This is a genomic window from Photobacterium sp. ABD4_091 (assembly GCF_056160145.1).
The window spans coordinates 1,010,377-1,026,953 of record NZ_JBSWWQ010000002.1 but is presented as its reverse complement, the minus strand read 5'-3'; the positions used below and the strand labels follow the sequence as shown (position 1 = coordinate 1,026,953).

Genomic DNA, 16,577 nt, shown 5'->3' with positions numbered 1-16,577 from the left:
TTTAGTGAAAACTAACCCCTAATTTCTGCGACTATTTGTTGTGCTTCTTTGTAAAGACCTTCGCGCCATTCAGGGAATGCTTTGTAGATCTCTTGAGAGTTCTTCTCGAAAGCGGCTCTATCTACATCTGTAATGATTTCAACCCCAGCCTCTCTTAATTCATCTAGTTCAGCTGCATAGCTGTTTTTTACGCTTTCGGTAATCCAGTTGCAGGTATTTTCGAACTCTTCATCCAGAATTTTCTGATCTGCCTTTGTAAGAGATGAGTAGACTGTTGCGGGCATTGAAAACGTAGATATGTCGTGAATATGGTTGGTAGTTGAGTAGTACTTGATATGCTCGTAGTGCTTTTGATCAAGCATCGCTGAAGGTGGTGCTTCGGCAGCGTCAATAATGCCGTAAGAAAGAGCATTGTATACGTCTGTCCAGGGCATTGGTGTTGGTACAGCTGTAAACGACTGTCTCGCTAGTTCCACGTATAGCGTTACAGGCTGCTCGCGAATCTTCATGTTACGCATATCTTCTGGAGAACGAATTGGGGTGTTGCGTGAGTAGACATCACGTACACCAAAAGCGAAATAGCACATAACCTTTAGGTTGTTTTCTTTTTCAACTTGTTCCTCCATTGATTTGACTAAGTCACTTCCCATAAAAACCATTGCTTCATCAAAGTCTTGAAACAGGAATGGGTAGGTAGTGACATGATAATCAGGTAAAAAGTCACCAACGTTTGGAGTACCAAAGTGACCTACTATTGGGCTTCCCATAGTAATGAGCTCTGCTACTTGAGCATTAGAGCCCAGTTGGCCGGATGGAAATAGGTTTATTGTCACTCGCCCCTCTGAGCGAGAGTTTACTGCTTGTTGTAATTTCTGCGCACCAAGATGAACTGAGTGGGTCTCAGAGTTCATGTGCGCGAGATTAAGACTTGTAGCATGTGACAAAGATGCAAGAACCAAAGTGGCTATCGCGACAGCAAGTTTTCTTAATTGCATAGCTAATCCCTATCTTGGTAGTACCACACTCCATGGTGCTACCATGGTAGGTGAATAGCTGTTTAGTTACTAGCCTAAAAGGTACTAATGTGCTCATTATCATCAATTTTGATTATGATTTAGCTGAAGCTAAGAGGTCTGTCACATATGTAATTGAGCCTGAAATTATACTGATTGTGAGCTATATCACTAAAAGTGGAGTTTAATAATCTTTGTTAATGGTTTTCTCAATACCATGATCTTTTTTGGCAAAATTCAATTTCCTGGTAGTACCACTGGTGAGGGTTATTGATTGGTATGATTTTGCGCATCACGATAATTCACAAAATAACAGAGCCCCAAAGGCCACCAAAGATTACGATGCCAGCAAGTGAGTCGGTGACTATGAGGGGGGGCCTAGCACTGGGCATAGGTCTGAGAAGGTGGTGGTAAGAGCACACCACCATATATATGATTCGCACCGATGCTACAAAGTGGATTTTTTCAAAGGGGAGTGTCCATGGCTTCGTTGATCTGATGGGCGCCTTATAGCTCCCATATTCGGGGTAAATTATGGCAACAATACAATACGCTTTAGCCAAAATGGCAATGAGAGTCGGAAAGAGGTTGGACATTACACTTTCGTGATCAGCGTACTCTTCGCACTATAGTGGGCATCTAAGTTGACATTTTACGCAACATACACCTGTATATCTCCCTATGGGAAAGCAGCCTGTGAAGGTTGCCAATAGGTATGCAGGTAAAGGAGGTTAGAAAAAGCGAATGCTACTTTGTAATGAAGTGGATACAGGTTTATATCTGGCGCGAAAGCGAGCTGACTTCTAACTGGTCTCCCGTTGCGAGGTAGCTTGAAGAACTTTATTAAAGAAGAAAAGCAAATGATGATTTCGAATGAAATTAGTGCGCCTTCTGACAACGAACCGTGGTTTCTTATTCACTGAGTGACCATTGGGGCAGTTTTAAAGCTTTAAGTGTGTATCGCAAAGGTAATTTAATTACTGGGTGCTTAACGGTGCCTTTGTGGAGGCTTGAGCCGTATGCTGTGAAAGTTGCACGTCGGTTCTGTGAAGGGAAGCACCTGGCAACAGGTGCCGCCTATCCGACACATATGAGTTCCACTACCAGTAAACTGGCTTAAGATTTAGTCGCACCAAATCAGCAGAAGTGCAAGCTTGGATAGCTAGCGCACCTCACGCTTTCTAGATATAAAAAGCCCACAACATTTTCATGTTGTGGGCTTTTTGACAAAGTCGAACTGAGTTTGAAACTTACTTAAATTCAGCTTTACGCATGCGGTTTAATACAGCCATAACCTCAATAACACGAGGTTTAGCGATATCACCATAGTTTGGCATGGTTCGGAACCATTCATCACTGGCTAGCATTTGGCTGAATGCCTTGCTAGGTGCTTTTTCCCAGCCTTTGCCTTGTGCAATCTGGAACCACAACCAACCGATAGCATGAAGCTGGCTTGAATCTGCAATCTGCTCCAAGGCTTGAAGATCGATGAACTCACGGCCAAAACGCATAGACGTTTTATCTTTGACCTGAATTCGGAACTTACCGTCTTCAAGCTGTGCTTTCAGTCCTGCGCGGTTTAGCTTACGCGTACGCGGGCGAGTGATCTCAGTGCTGCCTTCAAGCTGACGGCGGGTAGGGTGCGATGCAACGACTTCTTTCGCTTTTTTTGTAACGTCCAGTGCTTGGTAGTTGTGCATTTGAATGACGGTGTCTGCAACATCTAAGTAGTCACCAGAGCCGCCCATTACCAGCAGTACAGACACATCAAGCTGATCGCGAAGTAGAGAGATGCGATCGACCAGCGGCGTAATTGGCTCGTCATTTTTAGCAATCAAAGCCTGCATACGCTCATCACGGATCATAAAGTTCGATGCCGAGGTATCCTCATCGATCAGCAATGCATTGGAGCCTGACTCGATGGACTCTTGTAGCCATGATGCCTGAGAGGTTGAGCCCGATGCGTTCTGGGTAGAGAACATGCTGGTGTCCTTGCCCATAGGCAAGTTGCTGATGTATGGGGTCAGGTCGACATTGTGTACGCAACGACCGTCTTCAGCACGGATTTTTGATGCTGATTCATCAGTAACAATGTACTCGCGGCCATCACCTGGAATATGGTCATAAACAGAGTTCTCGATTGCATTCAGCAGCGTTGATTTACCATGGAAACCGCCACCGACAATCATGGTAATGCCTTTCGGCACACCCATACCACGGATCTTGCCACGGTGAGGCGCTTCAAGCTCAACGGCTAGGCTTTCAGGGCTGACAAACGGGATAGCATCAGCCATTGGCAAATCACTGTTACCCGCTAGACGCGGAAGAACGCTGTCGTCAGCAACAAATGCCATTAAGCCTTTATCTGCTAACTGCTTGCGTAGGGCAACCTGGTCTTCAACGGTTTCACAGTGGCGCTTCAGCTCATCCATTGGCAACTCACGAGCAATCGTGGCGCGGCGGATGATTTTAGGCATGGTGAATGTCAGTAGGTTTGCTGTTTTCTTGGCAATGATGGTGCGGCCGTCTGACGGCAGGTTCACACGGAAGCGAAGCTCTAGTGCATCGTCATCAAACACAACAGCAGTGCGGTCTAATACAGCCTGGCCCGGGCGGTCAATTTGAATCTCATTGATTTGCTGTGCTAATTCAGCGAAATGGCGGGCGATAAAGTCGCGGGCTGCTCGCTGGTAAACAGGAGACTGTTCTTTTAACCACTCAAGGTCGGTCAAAGACCATTTACGGCGAGCACGTACTCGTGATGCCGGGGCAAATGGATCAGATTGAGTGATATCAATGAAGAAATCGAAGTCAACGAAATGGTATTCACCGCGTAAGCTGGAGTAGCTACGGTAATTATGACGGTCAATTTTATGTAGTTTTGCTTCGAGTAATTGCATGTCGCCTCGATACCTTCGTTAGAAATTCCGGGGGCAGGATTCTACACTAAACGCCTTGAATAAGCATACAAACTTTGATGCTAACGGCTTTTTTTCTTCAATTTGGCGAGGTGGAGATAACGGGACCTCTACCATGGTCTAATTGAGTATTGTAAACATATGGCATTAAATCAGAGTGTAGATGATGAAAAAGGGAGTACACCATGCTGCAGGTATCAATGACAGTGGCTGAATATGTATTAATTTTGGCTGGCTTAGTCTTGGTCGGTAACGGAATTATTTTATATGGCCGCCGCACCAGTGATTGGACGGGGGTGTTGAAAATGTTTTACAACCGTATAGGAATGTCGGCCGCAGAGTTCAAATGGTATCGGCTTGGTGTAGCTGCGTTGGTGCTGGGAGTGATTGTCAGGATCGTTAACCTCACTTTTTGGCCTGCCTAGACAGATTGACTAGACAGATTGACTAACCAGATTGAAGTATGGGCAATTGGAGATAATTGCCCACTAGTACCGCAAATTATGTGTAGAAATGCTTAAAAGTTACTTCCTCGGTTTCGGCAGTGTGATAGCGGCTCTCAATCCACCTAGCTGGCTTCTACTGAGGCTAAGCTCACCGCGATAGCTATGAGCAAGCTCATTCACTATATTTAACCCCAAGCCTGTTCCCGGCGTCGTCTCATCGAGCCTGACACCGCGCTTTAGGGCACTTTGGTAGGCACCATCTTCAATCCCGGGGCCATCATCTTCAATCACTAGCACTACGGTATCATTGGTTTGTTCAAGCTGGTGAACCCTGATAAGACTTTTCGCCCACTTGTAACTGTTTTCAATCAAGTTACCAATAATCTCGTCGAGGTCGCGCTTTTCGATAGCAACCAGTAAGTCGCTCTCTAATTCATTTACCAGTACGACCCCTCGGTTTGCGTAGACTTTATCCATTGCCATAGAAATGGCATCAACGCGAGTAGATGGTGCTGTCTTGGCCGATAAAATGTTAGTTGCCCCTGCCATTCGCGCACGGCCAAGGTGGTAGTCAATGTGCTGCTGGAGTTGCTGAAGTGAAGGCTGCAGGCGTGACTGCTCTTGCTCGTTAAGATGGGCAACCTCGTTATTCAATATCGCTATCGGTGTCTTCAATGCATGCGACAAGTTGCCCGCATGGTTTCGGGCTCGTTCTAGCAGTTCTTGGTAGTGGAAGAGGAGGGCATTTAAATCATCAACCACTGGACGTATTTCTGCAGGATAGACCCCGCTTAATTCGGAGGTTTCACCCTCGCGTACTTGCTTGAGGTTTTTTTGTAGCTTGCGAAGAGGCCAGAGGGACCAACTGACTTGAAGCCATATCAAGCAAAGTATACCGCCTGCCATGATTAGTAGAATTAACCAAAGGCCGCTAGTGAGCTGCGTCAGGGTTTTTAGCAATCTTTCTTGGCTAATCGCCACGGTAAGGGTAACAGGATCATCGAGGTCAGGCAGGAGGATATCCCGCGTTAAAACGATCAGTGACTGTTTATCAGGGCCTACAAAACCAGACTCTTTATCCCCTGATATACGGGTATCCCATAGTGAGCGAGAACGAAGCTCTGTATTAGCAACATTCAGGCTCCAGTAAAGGCCACTATAAGGCTGCTGAAACCGGGGGTTAGAAAGAGGTTTGGGGGTAATAATATTGCCATCGCGGTCAGTATCAATTTGCGCTGTTAACTCATCGAGGTAAATATAAAGCTGGTGCTTTTCCTGATCGACCAGGTAGGTTTTAATAAACGATGGCATCAGGTAACCGGCGGCAAGGGTAATCCCCAATAACCAAACAGCCGCAGCAATAAGCAAGCGGCTGCGCAGGCTAGGCAGAGGTGTTTGTGGCGCTCTAATCTGCATTGATACGGTATCCAAGCCCTCTAACCGTTTTAATGACATCTCCACCAATTTTACGCCGTATACGGCCGATGAATACCTCGATGGTATTGGAGTCACGGTCAAAGTCTTGTTTGTAAATATGCTCAACCAATTCAGTACGAGAGATGACCTTGTCGGCATTGTGCATCATGTAAGAGAGCACTTTGAATTCAAGCGCGGTTAGATCGATACTTTCGCCGTTGTGCATTACCTTCGAAGTACGGGTATCTAAACTTAATCCACCAATTTGAATAACGGGTGAAGCATTGCCCGTTGAGCGCCGAACTTGTGCTCGAAGTCGGGCGACAAGTTCAATCATTTGGAACGGTTTTGTTAGATAGTCATCTGCACCGGCGTTGAGCCCTTCGACACGCTGGGTAAGTTCATTACGGGCACTGAGGATAATGACAGGACAAGTGACATTTTCATCACGAATGCCTTTCAAAACGGTAAGGCCATCTAATTTCGGTAAGCCCAAGTCGAGGACGATGCCATCCCAAGGTTCAGAGGTAGCGCGGTACAAGGCATCAATGCCATCACAGGAAAGCTCGGCTACCCAGCCACTTTGTTCTAAACCTTCAACAATTTGTTCGCCCAAGGTTTGTTCATCTTCAACGACGAGTATTTTCATTGTTCTACCTTGATAATATTTTCAAGACCCCGGCCTTTTATCTCAAGAATGGTTAACGTTTGGGCGTCATACTCCACTTTGACAATATTATTGTTGGGGTCAATAAGCTTTAATTCATAGATCCAAATGTCATCGTCTTCTTCTAGTTCGACGCGGATAATGCGTCCGTGGAGTTGTTCGCTAACTTTGGATTTTAAAGATGAGAAAGGCTGTACAAGCCCTTGTTGAACAGCTCGCATGACATCGTCGTGATCTTCTTCAATTTCCAGTTCAACGTTTGCCAGCGTTGAAGAAACCATGAAGAAAAGCGACAAAAGGATGATGGATTTGCTTTTTTTATTCATACATTGAATTGTAACTGATTGTACGTGAACCGAAAATGAATATAGCGGATAGATTTTTCTTTGTATGTGCGAAGACCAACAAAATGTTTTGAATTTCTTGAGTGTTAAGCTTTTTTGGTCGCTATAAGTAAAAATGGCCTATTGGGAATATCTATGCATAGAAGCATAGCAAGAGTTGAATAAACTACGAAATTTTAGTGGTAGATCATGAATTTAATTCGTGCCACACACTATAATCGCCCCAATTTTGTTTCGAGATAAAGGGAAGTCATGCAGTTATCCTTAAAAACAAAACTTTTACTGTCGAGTTTTGTCGCTATTTCAATTACCGCCATCGCCTTGGGCGGGTTCTCCTACCAATCAATGAAAAACCAAGCTTGGCAGTCAATTGAGAGTGAAAGCCGAAATACGTCGGTTGCCGTCACCAAAGGTATTGGGGACTGGCTTGAAAATAAACAAGCGGCAGTAAACGCTGTGGTCGCTACGATGGCAACCAATAGCACGCCTGATATTGTAGAGCATTTAAAGCAAATGCATGTGTCGGGAGATTTCAGCCTGAGCTTTTATGGTAACCAGCAGGGTGATATGCATCGCCAAGACCCATCACTGAACCGAGCGGGTTATGATCCTCGCGAAAGGGGCTGGTACAAAGAAGCGTCAGCAGCTAGAGATGCGGTAGTCACGGCTCCTTACATGAGCCATACCATGCAAACCTTGGTGGTGACTTTGGCTGAGCCAGTTATGCAAGGCGGTCAATTACAAGGTGTGGTTGGTGCCGATTTAGCACTTGGCGATTTGATGCGTGATGTATTGAATATTCCTGTGTTGGGTGACGGTTATGCCATGCTGCTGGATATGGGCAACCAGGTTGTCGTTGCTCACCCAAATACCGATATGCAGCTCAAACCCATTTCGGAGTTGGGGTTAAACGTTCAGTCACTTCGTAATGAAATGCATGGAAACGGTTTTTTCCTCAGTGACTTTGATGGCCGTGAGCGCGCGGTCGCGATTCACGATGTACCCAATTCAGGTTGGGCATTGGTTATGGTGATGGATAAGTCAGTACTTGAAGCGCCAATCCGTGACATGCTTTTTGATGAGCTATTGATCGGTTTGGTTATTCTTGTTGTTGTTTGTGGTTTGATTAGCTTGTTGCTGACAAAACAATTGAGTGAACTGAAAAAAGTATCTGCTGCATTAGCGGATATTGCGCATGGGGAAGGTGATCTGACTGCACGTATTCCGGTGAACAGCCAAGATGAAGTGGGGCAGTTGGCAGATAACTTCAACCAATTTGTTTCTCATCAGCACGTGATGGCAACAAAACTACGAGATATTGCGATTGAACTGAACCGTAATGCAGCTGATGCTGCCACGGCATCTACTCAGCGAAGCCACAATATTCGCCAGCAGCAGGATGAAATTACCATGGTTGCCACCGCTGTGACCGAGATGGCGAGTGCTACCCAAGAAATCGCAGGGAATGCCGAGAACACGGCGAAGACGGCTGAACAAGCCGTTACCTTGGCTGGTAGCGGCCACCGCCAAGTAGGGCAAAGCCAGCAGTCTATCGGTAATTTAGCTAATGAAGTCACGAATGCTGCATCCATTATTGAAGATCTTAATGAGCACGCCCTGAAGATCAGCACCATTCTATCGACTATTCGTGATATTGCAGAGCAGACTAACCTTCTTGCGCTCAATGCGGCCATTGAAGCGGCACGTGCTGGAGAGCAAGGACGTGGTTTTGCTGTCGTAGCCGATGAGGTCCGTGTACTTTCACAGCGTACACATACCTCAACGGAAGAAATTCAAACCATGATCGAGACACTTCAGTCGACGACGCATAATGCCGTGACGGTGATGAATGATAGTCATCAACTTGCAGATACTAGCGTACAGGATGTTGATGCGGCAGGTGAGAGCATTAACAGTATTGCGAGTGAAATTAATGTGATTAGCGATATGGCGACGCAGATTGCTTCTGCTGCCGAAGAGCAATCGAGTGTGACGGCTGAAATTAGTCGCAATACGGAAGGGGTGCAGGAAGTGGCAAACCAAATGGCTCAAGAAGCCATGGAAGCTGCTCGACAAGCTGAGTCATTGAAAGAGTTAGCGGGGCAACTAGAGAAAGAAGTCCAGCGCTACAAGCTTTAAGTCTTCTTGTAATTGACTCATAAAATGAAAGCCCCCGCAAATGCGGGGGCTAGTTTTATCTGAAGATAATGGAAATTACTCTTCCCATTGTACAAGCTGATCTTTCGGCCAGTTAGCGCCTACATCATGGTATTTCTTCTCAAGCAGGTGACGCTTGATCTTGAGGGTTGGTGTCAGGATGCCGTTCTCGATACTCCAAGGGTCTTTAATCATCAGCACACCTCTAATCTTGGCGTGGGACTCAAGCTCCATGTTCAGAGTATTGATGACTCTCTGTGCGGTACGTGCGTAACGTTCTCGGTCAAAGTTAGGGAAATCATGAGGAACCGCAAGCAAGATTGGTGCAGGCATGCCAGAGCCAACAACACACATCATTTCAATATTGGCCAGCTCGAAGATGCGTTTCTCAATAGGTACAGGAGAAACAAACTTACCTTTGGCAGTTTTGAAAGTATCGTTTTTACGGCCTTGGATAGTCAGGTAACCATCCTCATCCATGAAGCCGATGTCCCCAGTGTGAAGCCAACCTTCCTCATCGAACATCTCTTTGGTGGCGTCTTCGTTTTTGTAATAACCAGAGAATAGACCCATGCCACGGACAAGAATCTCTTCATCGGCGGAGATTTTAATTTCAACACCTGGTCCAGCATTACCTACCGAGCCGATTTTATCGCTGCGGAATGGGTGGTTTAGCGTGCTGTAGGCAAAACTTTCTGTCATCCCCCAGGCCTCAGTGATGTTGAGCCCGATGTTTTCGTACCATCGAAGCAGGGCAGGCGAGACAGGTGCCGAGCCACAACCCAAGACACGAGCTTTATTTAGGCCGAGGCCATCAGCAAGCTTGCGCTTGATAACACCGGAAATGAATGGGATTTTCAGTAACAGGTTAAGCTTCGCTTGTGGCAGTTTGTCCAAAATTCGTTGCTGGAACAGCGTCCATAAACGCGGAACCGAGATAAACAACGTTGGGCGGTGCATTTTGACGTCGTCGATAAAGGTATCAAGCGATTCTGGGAATGCCACCTGAATACCAGACATTACTGAAGAGCCAAAAATGTACACGCGTTCGGTAATATGCGCGAGAGGCAAGTAAGAGAACAGCCGCTCACCTTCTTGCATGCCAATGTGGTCAACTAGACGCTGAGCAGCCCAAGCAAATGAGCCATAACTCAGCATGGCGCCCTTAGGCAGCCCTGAAGTACCAGAGGTATACACGATGGACATTAGGTCATCTTGCTGGTGGTTAGGGCGTTCTTCAGAGGGTTCATGATGAGAAAGTAAGGTGTTGAATTCATGATCACACTTCGGAGCAGAAGGGTAGTCAAAGGAAATGGACAGGATTTCCGGGTGCTTCTCCATGACTGACAGTGCAGCCTTGCTGTCATCAAGCTTACCGATAAGCACGGCTTTTGATTCACTATGAGTTAGGCAGTGCTCAATAGTCTCTGGACCCGCAGTAGGGAAAATGGGCACACTAATATAACTACCTAACATCAATGCCAAATCGGTAATAAACCATTCGGCACAGTTTTTTGACATCAGAGCGATGCGATCACCTGGCTTGAAGCCTTGGGCACGCAGAGCACTTACAAGGCGGAGTGCTTTGTCAGCAACCTCTGCATAAGTAAAATCAACAAACTCTCGATTGATGATCTGGCGAAGATACACATCATCTGCGCGTTCTTCTGCCCATTTTAAAATCATTTCTGTTGGCAGTGGTTGAGTCATCAGTGTATCCCTTAAGCGATCCGATTGCAGAGGTAGAGTCATACTTCGATCCTTCCGTGTTATGTATTTGTTAAAATAATGCTGTTTTCACTGCTTGGTCAAGTAGTTATTTGCTTTAAAATGTTACTAAAAAATCTAGAAAATGAGGTGAGCATCAAAAAAATAATTAGTTTTCAAAGATTAAAATAGAACAAAATTCAAACAGGTGTACAATTTTTTTATCATCTATGTCCTGTTCTTAAATTCCTGTTTCTACTACAATAGTGCCAATTTTTTGCAGTCTTTCTAGATGGATACTGTGTTAATGAATTGTTGTGGTAGTCAAAAGTTCCAATTGTCGACACCAAGTGAATGGATAGTTCTGATATGTGCTTCATGTTTAGCCGTTCATAAAATGGGTTGATGGGAAGGCTGATGACTGAAGCATTAACTTTTCATTTCATGACATTTAATGACTTGAAACTGGCTGCTAAACAGTAATATTATCGATTAACGGAATGATATCCCGTATTGTGTAATTTGTTATCTGTTCAAAGTGTTACCAATGGGGATTCAATACATTTGCTTAAATGATTACATCGCCCTCTCTTGAATATAGTGGGCAGTTGGGTGATCAGAAGAATCATAGAGTCAACGCATTATGCCAAAGCGTAGTAAAGAAGATACTGAAATTACTATTCAGACGATTATGGATGCCGTGGTGGATCAAATTTTGACGTTAGGATACGACAAAATGTCTTACACCACGTTGAGTAAGCAAACAGGGATTTCTCGAACTGGTATCAGTCACCATTTCCCTAAGAAGCATGATTTTGCCACGGCCCTTGATGGTCGTATATTCAAGATATTTGTCGAGAAGCTGGATCTTGACAACGGCTTGGCCGGTTTTTCTTCGAGCTGGATTGCAGCATTGGATGATGAGAAATTCAAGGCGACGTTACGTTTGCTGTTTCATCATATCGCCTCTTCTGAAACAACCAGCGAGTTTGCCAAGCGTGGTATTGATAGGCTTTATGGCCTTTGCCTTGAGCGTTTTGGTGAAGAGAGCCAAAAAGAGCTTGAGTGGTTGCTAGGTAAATCCTTGATTTGCTTAGTGCGCTAATTTATTTCTCAGCTATTAAGCAGCTTCTTCGGAAGCTGTTTTTGTTTGAAGTTATACAATAATAACAAGAGGCCGGAATGTCTCAGTGGTTCAGTTTGCGAAGAGAATTATGAGATGTTGAAATATATTGTTCTGGCACTCGTTGGTTTTGGGATTTACATTGGCGTGACTTATAAAGATCAAATTGAAGATCTTACTGATTCACGTTCCTTTGAAGACGTTCAGGATGTCTTTGAAGATGTGTCTGACAAGGCATCAGATACTGCGGATCAGCTAAGTGAAAAGTTTGAAGAGCTAAAGAAATAGCTTTGACCTTGATGCATTAATTTGAAAAGACCGGCAGATTGCCGGTCTTTTTTTATCTTCATTTAGTGTGAAGAGATGATGTAGAAGTAGTAGATCATTGAAGATGCAATCACATAAACCGACCAGTGATCTTCTTTATAGCGTCCAGTCGCAAGCTTTAGGAATGCATACACCAGCATTGCGGCAGCAATACCATTGCCGGCATTGAAGCTGAATACACTCATGACAACGCAGACAAATGCTGGTAGGTATTCGGTAATGTCATCGTAGTTAATCTTTTTCATCGACCCCATCATGGCGATACCGATATACATTAACACTGGAGCCGTGGCGGCGGTTGGGATCATCCCAGCCAGAGGGGCAAGGAACAGTGTTAAGCAGAAACAAGCAGCAGTCACCAAGGCAGTAAAACCTGTTCGGCCCCCTGACTCAACCCCGGCTGAACTCTCGACGTAGGTTGTCATTACAGGGCAGGAGAATAGAGCACCAAAGGTAGTAGCACTGGAATCGACGTGGAAGTTTTTCTCGATACCCGGCAGGTTACCGTCTTTATCCAAATATCCCGCTTGTGCACCAATCCCTAACATAGCTCCCAGAGTTGAGAAGAAATCTGGAATGAAAAAGGCGAGCAAGAACGGCAGGTAAACAGGGCTCAGAGCACCAATGACATCGAGTTGGAAAGTCATGTCATCGATGCTGCCAGGCATGCTAAAAAAGTTATCAGGTATTGAGGTAATGCCCAAAGGCAGGCTCAGAAGCGTTGTAAGAATGACTGCTAGGATGATCCCACCTTGAATTTTCCGTGATACAAAAAACAGCACCATGAAAAAGCCCAAGATAGCCGTAATGACTTCTATAGAAGCCAGTTCACCGAATACCAATACATTCTTGCGTGGATCAGCAATAATAATACCTGCTTGTTTAAAACCAAGTAGGGCGATGAAAAGGCCAATACCTACGCCAACAGAAACTTTTACACTGTGTGGAATGATACGAACAACAAAGTCCCTGACACCCAGAAAAGACACCAACATAAACAGCACGCCACTGATAAAAACAATGCCGGCAGCAATACTCAGCGGTACATCGTTACCCAGTAGAGTGAAGGAAAAAATAGCGACACTACCTAGTCCTGGGCCCAGTACAAAAGGACGGTTGGTATATAACGCCATGGCAATCGTGGTGATAACCGTCATCAATACGGTGACTGTTAGCGCGCTTTCAAACGGAATGCCGCCTTTACTCATCATCCCTGGTACAACGGCCACCATGTACGCCATTGTGGCGAAGGTAGTCAAACCAGCGATGACTTCGGTTCTTAAATTGGTGTTGTTGCCTTTAAAATCAAACCACTTAGCAATGCTAAAAGCGGGTTTGTCAGCTGCAGTTTCCATGGATTCCCTCTACATGTCTTTTAATATTTGTGACCTGACTTAACGTCGGTAGCTAATTTTCATTTCTGGTGAGATAACGGGTTCAGCAACTAAGTGGGCTCTTAACATATCAAACTCGTCGCTCCACTCAGCTAGCCACTGCTGCTTTACCTTTGTAGGCATCCAGCAAGCTTCAATACTGTTGATCATCATTTGCTTCAAGCTACCTAGGTCGAATCCAAAATCTTCAACCATTACCCTGTAACAGTTAGCGCTGGTGGTATTATGGATATGCCAGTCATCAGTACAAGGGATGATGTTCATACCCGATTTTGCCATGGCTCTGATTGGGTGGTGTTTGCACCATTGCTGGTGTTCTGGCCATTGCTTGAAATAGTAGGTATTCGAAGGAATAACAGTAAATGGGATCCCTTTGTCTGCATACTCTTCAACCAGTGCAGGGTTATCGACAATGGTATAACCGTGATCGATACGATCAACCTCGATCAAATCGATGCCTGTCTCTACGTTGCGCCAATGCAAGCCGAACTCCGAGCAATGCGCTGTGAGCTTGTAACCATGTTGTTTGGCAATACGGTAAGCTTTCCAAAAGTGCTCTACTGGCGCATTATGCTCTTTATAGTCAATACCAATCCCCAGCACGTATGGATGAGGGTAGGCGACCATTTCATTGACCATGGCAACCGCTTCTTCTGGTGACTTCTCACGGTTGATTGAAGGAACTAGTCGGATGATGATGCCCAGATGCTGATAGGCTTCATCAATTGCTTCAGCTAATGCCTTTGTGACTGATGGGTAGTCCAATTCTGTATCTGATGGATTCCAGAAGGTCTCAATATATCTAACCCCACAGGCATGGGCATCCTCTGCGACTTCCTGTAATACACGTGCATAATCAATGGGTTCACGCATTAACTGGTAAAGAAAGGTTAGCGCTTCGATACCTCCTTTGACGATACCTGTCTCTTCCTGATGTGCCCGGTAGTAAGCCTTGGCATCATGTTCTGTCAGGTTGACTTGGTATTTATCGGCTAGTGACAACATGGTTTCAAGCCGCACGCCGCCAAGAAGGTGATAATGGATATCAGCTTTCGGAAAGCGGTGATAGAACTCAGTGAGTGTGATGGGGTTAGATTTCACAGATACCTCATTGACGCAACAATTTGCGCAAACGTTTGCTTTGGGTGTGAGTATCTACCTGATGCTAGCTAAAGTGAAATGCAAATATTGATATGTTAGTGCCGATTCGGCACTGAGCCTAAAGGAAGTATCGAAATCGGCTCTATAGAAAGGTTAGCGTGTAAGGTGCCAGGAACGGTTTATTTGCCAACCGTTTTTTATATGATGGTCGAGATAGTCCCAGAGGCGTTGAGCATCTTGGCGCAAAGGTGCAGAGTTCCGATATAACCGTATCTGGTATGGTAGCCTGAAACGTTCAGGGTCAATGGCGATTAGCTCTCCGGAATTAAGCTCTTTGCGGATCATGGTATCTGGCAACCAAGCTAAGCCTTTTCCCCTTAACGCCATGTCTTTATGTAACTGGCACATTGAACTTTCAAAAACCGGATAGGTATGGAGTCCATCAAGTTGCGGCTGGTATTGTTCGATAAGCCGTGCACTGTATGATTCAGCACTATATCGCAGGATAGGACATGGATTATCGAGCGGATTGAGCAAGGCTTTGCCATCATCTCCTGGGGTAGATACCAGTAAGAAATCACCATGACCAATACATAGATTCTTAAACGGAGGCTGGAGTAAAGACAGGATTTCGAAGCCCAACAAAAAATCACAATTTGATTGGGTTAGCGATTCCACCGCAAAATCGACCCGTAAGATATCAATAGCAAAATTTAAGTCGTTTTCTTTATTGATGTAATCAGTTAGGTCCAGCAAAGTCGGTGAGGAAAGGGAATGCGGGGTAGCAATACGAATAGGGTTTTGTAGAGGCTGCTCAATACCACTGAGCATTTTTACGCCTTCTTCCATCTGTGACACCATATTCCGCGCTATAGTTCTGAATTGCCTTCCTGCTGGCGTCAGGCTCACTGGTGTTGTTGTTCTATCAATGAGGGAGTGTCCGACTGCTTTTTCAAGCGCGCGGATATGACGTCCAAAAGCTGGCTGTGTAATGTGTCTGGCTTCTGCTGCTCGTGAAAAGTGTTGGGTCTCAGCAAGCATTAGAAAATCTTCTAGCCACTTTGTATCTAAATTCATTGAGGTATTTGCTCTTTGTTCTTCGCAGCGCATTGGGTTTGAACTATGAAAGCCCCACTAGGGGGCTAACTTTTAAATCTCACATTGTGGCTTAGGCGTATTGTAGCTAGGTAGCTTGGCAATCTCTGCCCTTAAATCATCAATACGGGTTGAATGAGAAGGGTGGGTCGATAGCAGCTCTGGAGGTTGACTCCCCCCAGCCGCTTTCGCCATGTTTTTCCACAAATTGATACTTTCATAAGGGTCAAAACCAGCCTCTGCCATTAATCTCAGGCCAATGATATCTGACTCCGATTCTTGCGCCCGACCATATGGCATCAATACACCATATTGTACGCCTAGTCCGAGGCCAGCCATGGCGGCATCATGGTACTCAGCACCTCCCATTGCAGCACTGGAAATCTGTAGCCCCATGTTCGCAAGCTGGGAACGTGACAGTCTTTCATTACTGTGCTGGGCGAGGACGTGGCCGATTTCATGACCGATCACGGTTGCCAGTTGATCTTGGTTAGTCGCGACATTCAATAACCCGGTATATACGCCTATTTTACCGCCGGGTAGGGCAAAGGCGTTCACTTGTTCGCTGTCAAATACGACCACTTCCCATTGGCCGACAGCCTGTTGACCGCCGAGCCGGGTTGTCAATGCATCAGTCACACACTGTACGTATTGGTTGGTTTTCTCTTTCGTGTGGATTTTCTCTTGTTCTTTTAGGGCCTCAAAGGATTGTGCGCCTAATTGGGACATATCCTGCTCAGAGAAAAGCAACACTTGCTGCCTGCCAGTCGGCGAGCTACTACAAGCTGAAAGTACTATTGTAGAGGCGATCAAGCCTGCTATAGCAATAGGTTGAAAGCGATCCATCAAAGACTCCTTTCATTTAATGT

General features: G+C 45.4%; 14 protein-coding genes. 4 read left to right on the top strand and 10 right to left on the bottom strand.

Going from position 1 to position 16,577, the window contains the following annotated elements; translation table 11 throughout:
• Positions 1–11 precede the first annotated feature (11 nt).
• Together ACXAGQ_RS19070 and ACXAGQ_RS19065 are read right to left on the bottom strand one after the other, a co-directional pair.
• Positions 12–995 carry a TRAP transporter substrate-binding protein gene (locus ACXAGQ_RS19070; protein WP_475255963.1) on the bottom strand — a complete coding sequence of 328 codons (984 nt, stop codon included), beginning with the start codon at positions 993–995 and terminating at the stop codon, positions 12–14.
• 1,268 nt (positions 996–2,263) lie between these two features.
• Positions 2,264–3,913, bottom strand: coding sequence for a P-loop domain-containing protein (locus ACXAGQ_RS19065; protein WP_475255961.1), 1,650 nt, complete (start codon positions 3,911–3,913; stop codon positions 2,264–2,266).
• A gap of 203 nt (positions 3,914–4,116) precedes the next feature.
• Between ACXAGQ_RS19065 and ACXAGQ_RS19060 the strand changes: the two genes are divergently transcribed.
• Complete coding sequence (locus ACXAGQ_RS19060; protein WP_475255960.1) at positions 4,117–4,356, top strand: hypothetical protein; 240 nt, start codon at positions 4,117–4,119, stop codon at positions 4,354–4,356.
• A 99-nt stretch (positions 4,357–4,455) separates the two neighbouring features.
• On the opposite strand, the gene ACXAGQ_RS19055 is transcribed toward ACXAGQ_RS19060, so the two are convergent.
• From ACXAGQ_RS19055 to ACXAGQ_RS19045, 3 genes are read right to left on the bottom strand one after another with little or no spacing between them, the layout of a single operon-like run.
• Positions 4,456–5,793: an ATP-binding protein gene (locus ACXAGQ_RS19055; protein ID WP_475255959.1), complete on the bottom strand. Its 1,338-nt coding sequence runs from the start codon at positions 5,791–5,793 to the stop codon at positions 4,456–4,458.
• The gene (locus tag ACXAGQ_RS19050) at positions 5,783–6,442 is read right to left on the bottom strand and encodes a response regulator transcription factor (protein ID WP_475255958.1); all 660 of its coding nucleotides are present in this window, start codon (positions 6,440–6,442) and stop codon (positions 5,783–5,785) included. The genes ACXAGQ_RS19055 and ACXAGQ_RS19050 overlap by 11 nt, the downstream gene beginning before the upstream one ends.
• Positions 6,439–6,786, bottom strand: a complete 348-nt coding sequence (locus ACXAGQ_RS19045; protein ID WP_475255956.1) for a PepSY domain-containing protein — start codon at positions 6,784–6,786, stop codon at positions 6,439–6,441. Before ACXAGQ_RS19045 ends, ACXAGQ_RS19050 begins: the two co-directional genes overlap by 4 nt.
• Positions 6,787–7,056: 270 nt before the next feature.
• Here ACXAGQ_RS19045 and ACXAGQ_RS19040 point away from each other — a divergent pair, with 270 nt between their 5' ends.
• Positions 7,057–8,943, top strand: coding sequence for a methyl-accepting chemotaxis protein (locus tag ACXAGQ_RS19040; protein ID WP_475255955.1), 1,887 nt, complete (start codon positions 7,057–7,059; stop codon positions 8,941–8,943).
• A gap of 75 nt (positions 8,944–9,018) precedes the next feature.
• Here the strand turns inward: ACXAGQ_RS19040 and ACXAGQ_RS19035 are convergent, their stop codons facing one another.
• Positions 9,019–10,671, bottom strand: a complete 1,653-nt coding sequence (locus ACXAGQ_RS19035) for an AMP-binding protein (RefSeq protein WP_475255953.1) — start codon at positions 10,669–10,671, stop codon at positions 9,019–9,021.
• A 640-nt stretch (positions 10,672–11,311) separates the two neighbouring features.
• Here ACXAGQ_RS19035 and ACXAGQ_RS19030 point away from each other — a divergent pair.
• Together ACXAGQ_RS19030 and ACXAGQ_RS19025 are read left to right on the top strand one after the other, a co-directional pair.
• Entirely contained in the window at positions 11,312–11,773 is a 462-nt protein-coding gene (locus ACXAGQ_RS19030) for a TetR/AcrR family transcriptional regulator (RefSeq protein ID WP_475255951.1), read from the top strand.
• 114 nt (positions 11,774–11,887) lie between these two features.
• The gene (locus ACXAGQ_RS19025; protein WP_475255950.1) at positions 11,888–12,079 is read left to right on the top strand and encodes a YtxH domain-containing protein; all 192 of its coding nucleotides are present in this window, start codon (positions 11,888–11,890) and stop codon (positions 12,077–12,079) included.
• Positions 12,080–12,141: 62 nt separating this feature from the next.
• Here the strand turns inward: ACXAGQ_RS19025 and ACXAGQ_RS19020 are convergent, their stop codons facing one another.
• From ACXAGQ_RS19020 to ACXAGQ_RS19005, 4 genes are all read right to left on the bottom strand, one after another.
• Positions 12,142–13,473, bottom strand: coding sequence for an NCS2 family permease (locus tag ACXAGQ_RS19020; protein ID WP_475255949.1), 1,332 nt, complete (start codon positions 13,471–13,473; stop codon positions 12,142–12,144).
• Positions 13,474–13,512: 39 nt separating this feature from the next.
• Complete coding sequence (locus ACXAGQ_RS19015; protein ID WP_475255947.1) at positions 13,513–14,613, bottom strand: adenosine deaminase family protein; 1,101 nt, start codon at positions 14,611–14,613, stop codon at positions 13,513–13,515.
• 153 nt (positions 14,614–14,766) lie between these two features.
• On the bottom strand, positions 14,767–15,690 hold the full coding sequence (locus tag ACXAGQ_RS19010) for a LysR family transcriptional regulator (protein ID WP_475255946.1): 924 nt from the start codon (positions 15,688–15,690) through the stop codon (positions 14,767–14,769).
• A 72-nt stretch (positions 15,691–15,762) separates the two neighbouring features.
• The gene (locus ACXAGQ_RS19005; protein WP_475255945.1) at positions 15,763–16,554 is read right to left on the bottom strand and encodes a M48 family metallopeptidase; all 792 of its coding nucleotides are present in this window, start codon (positions 16,552–16,554) and stop codon (positions 15,763–15,765) included.
• Between the last annotated feature and the right edge of the window lie 23 nt (positions 16,555–16,577).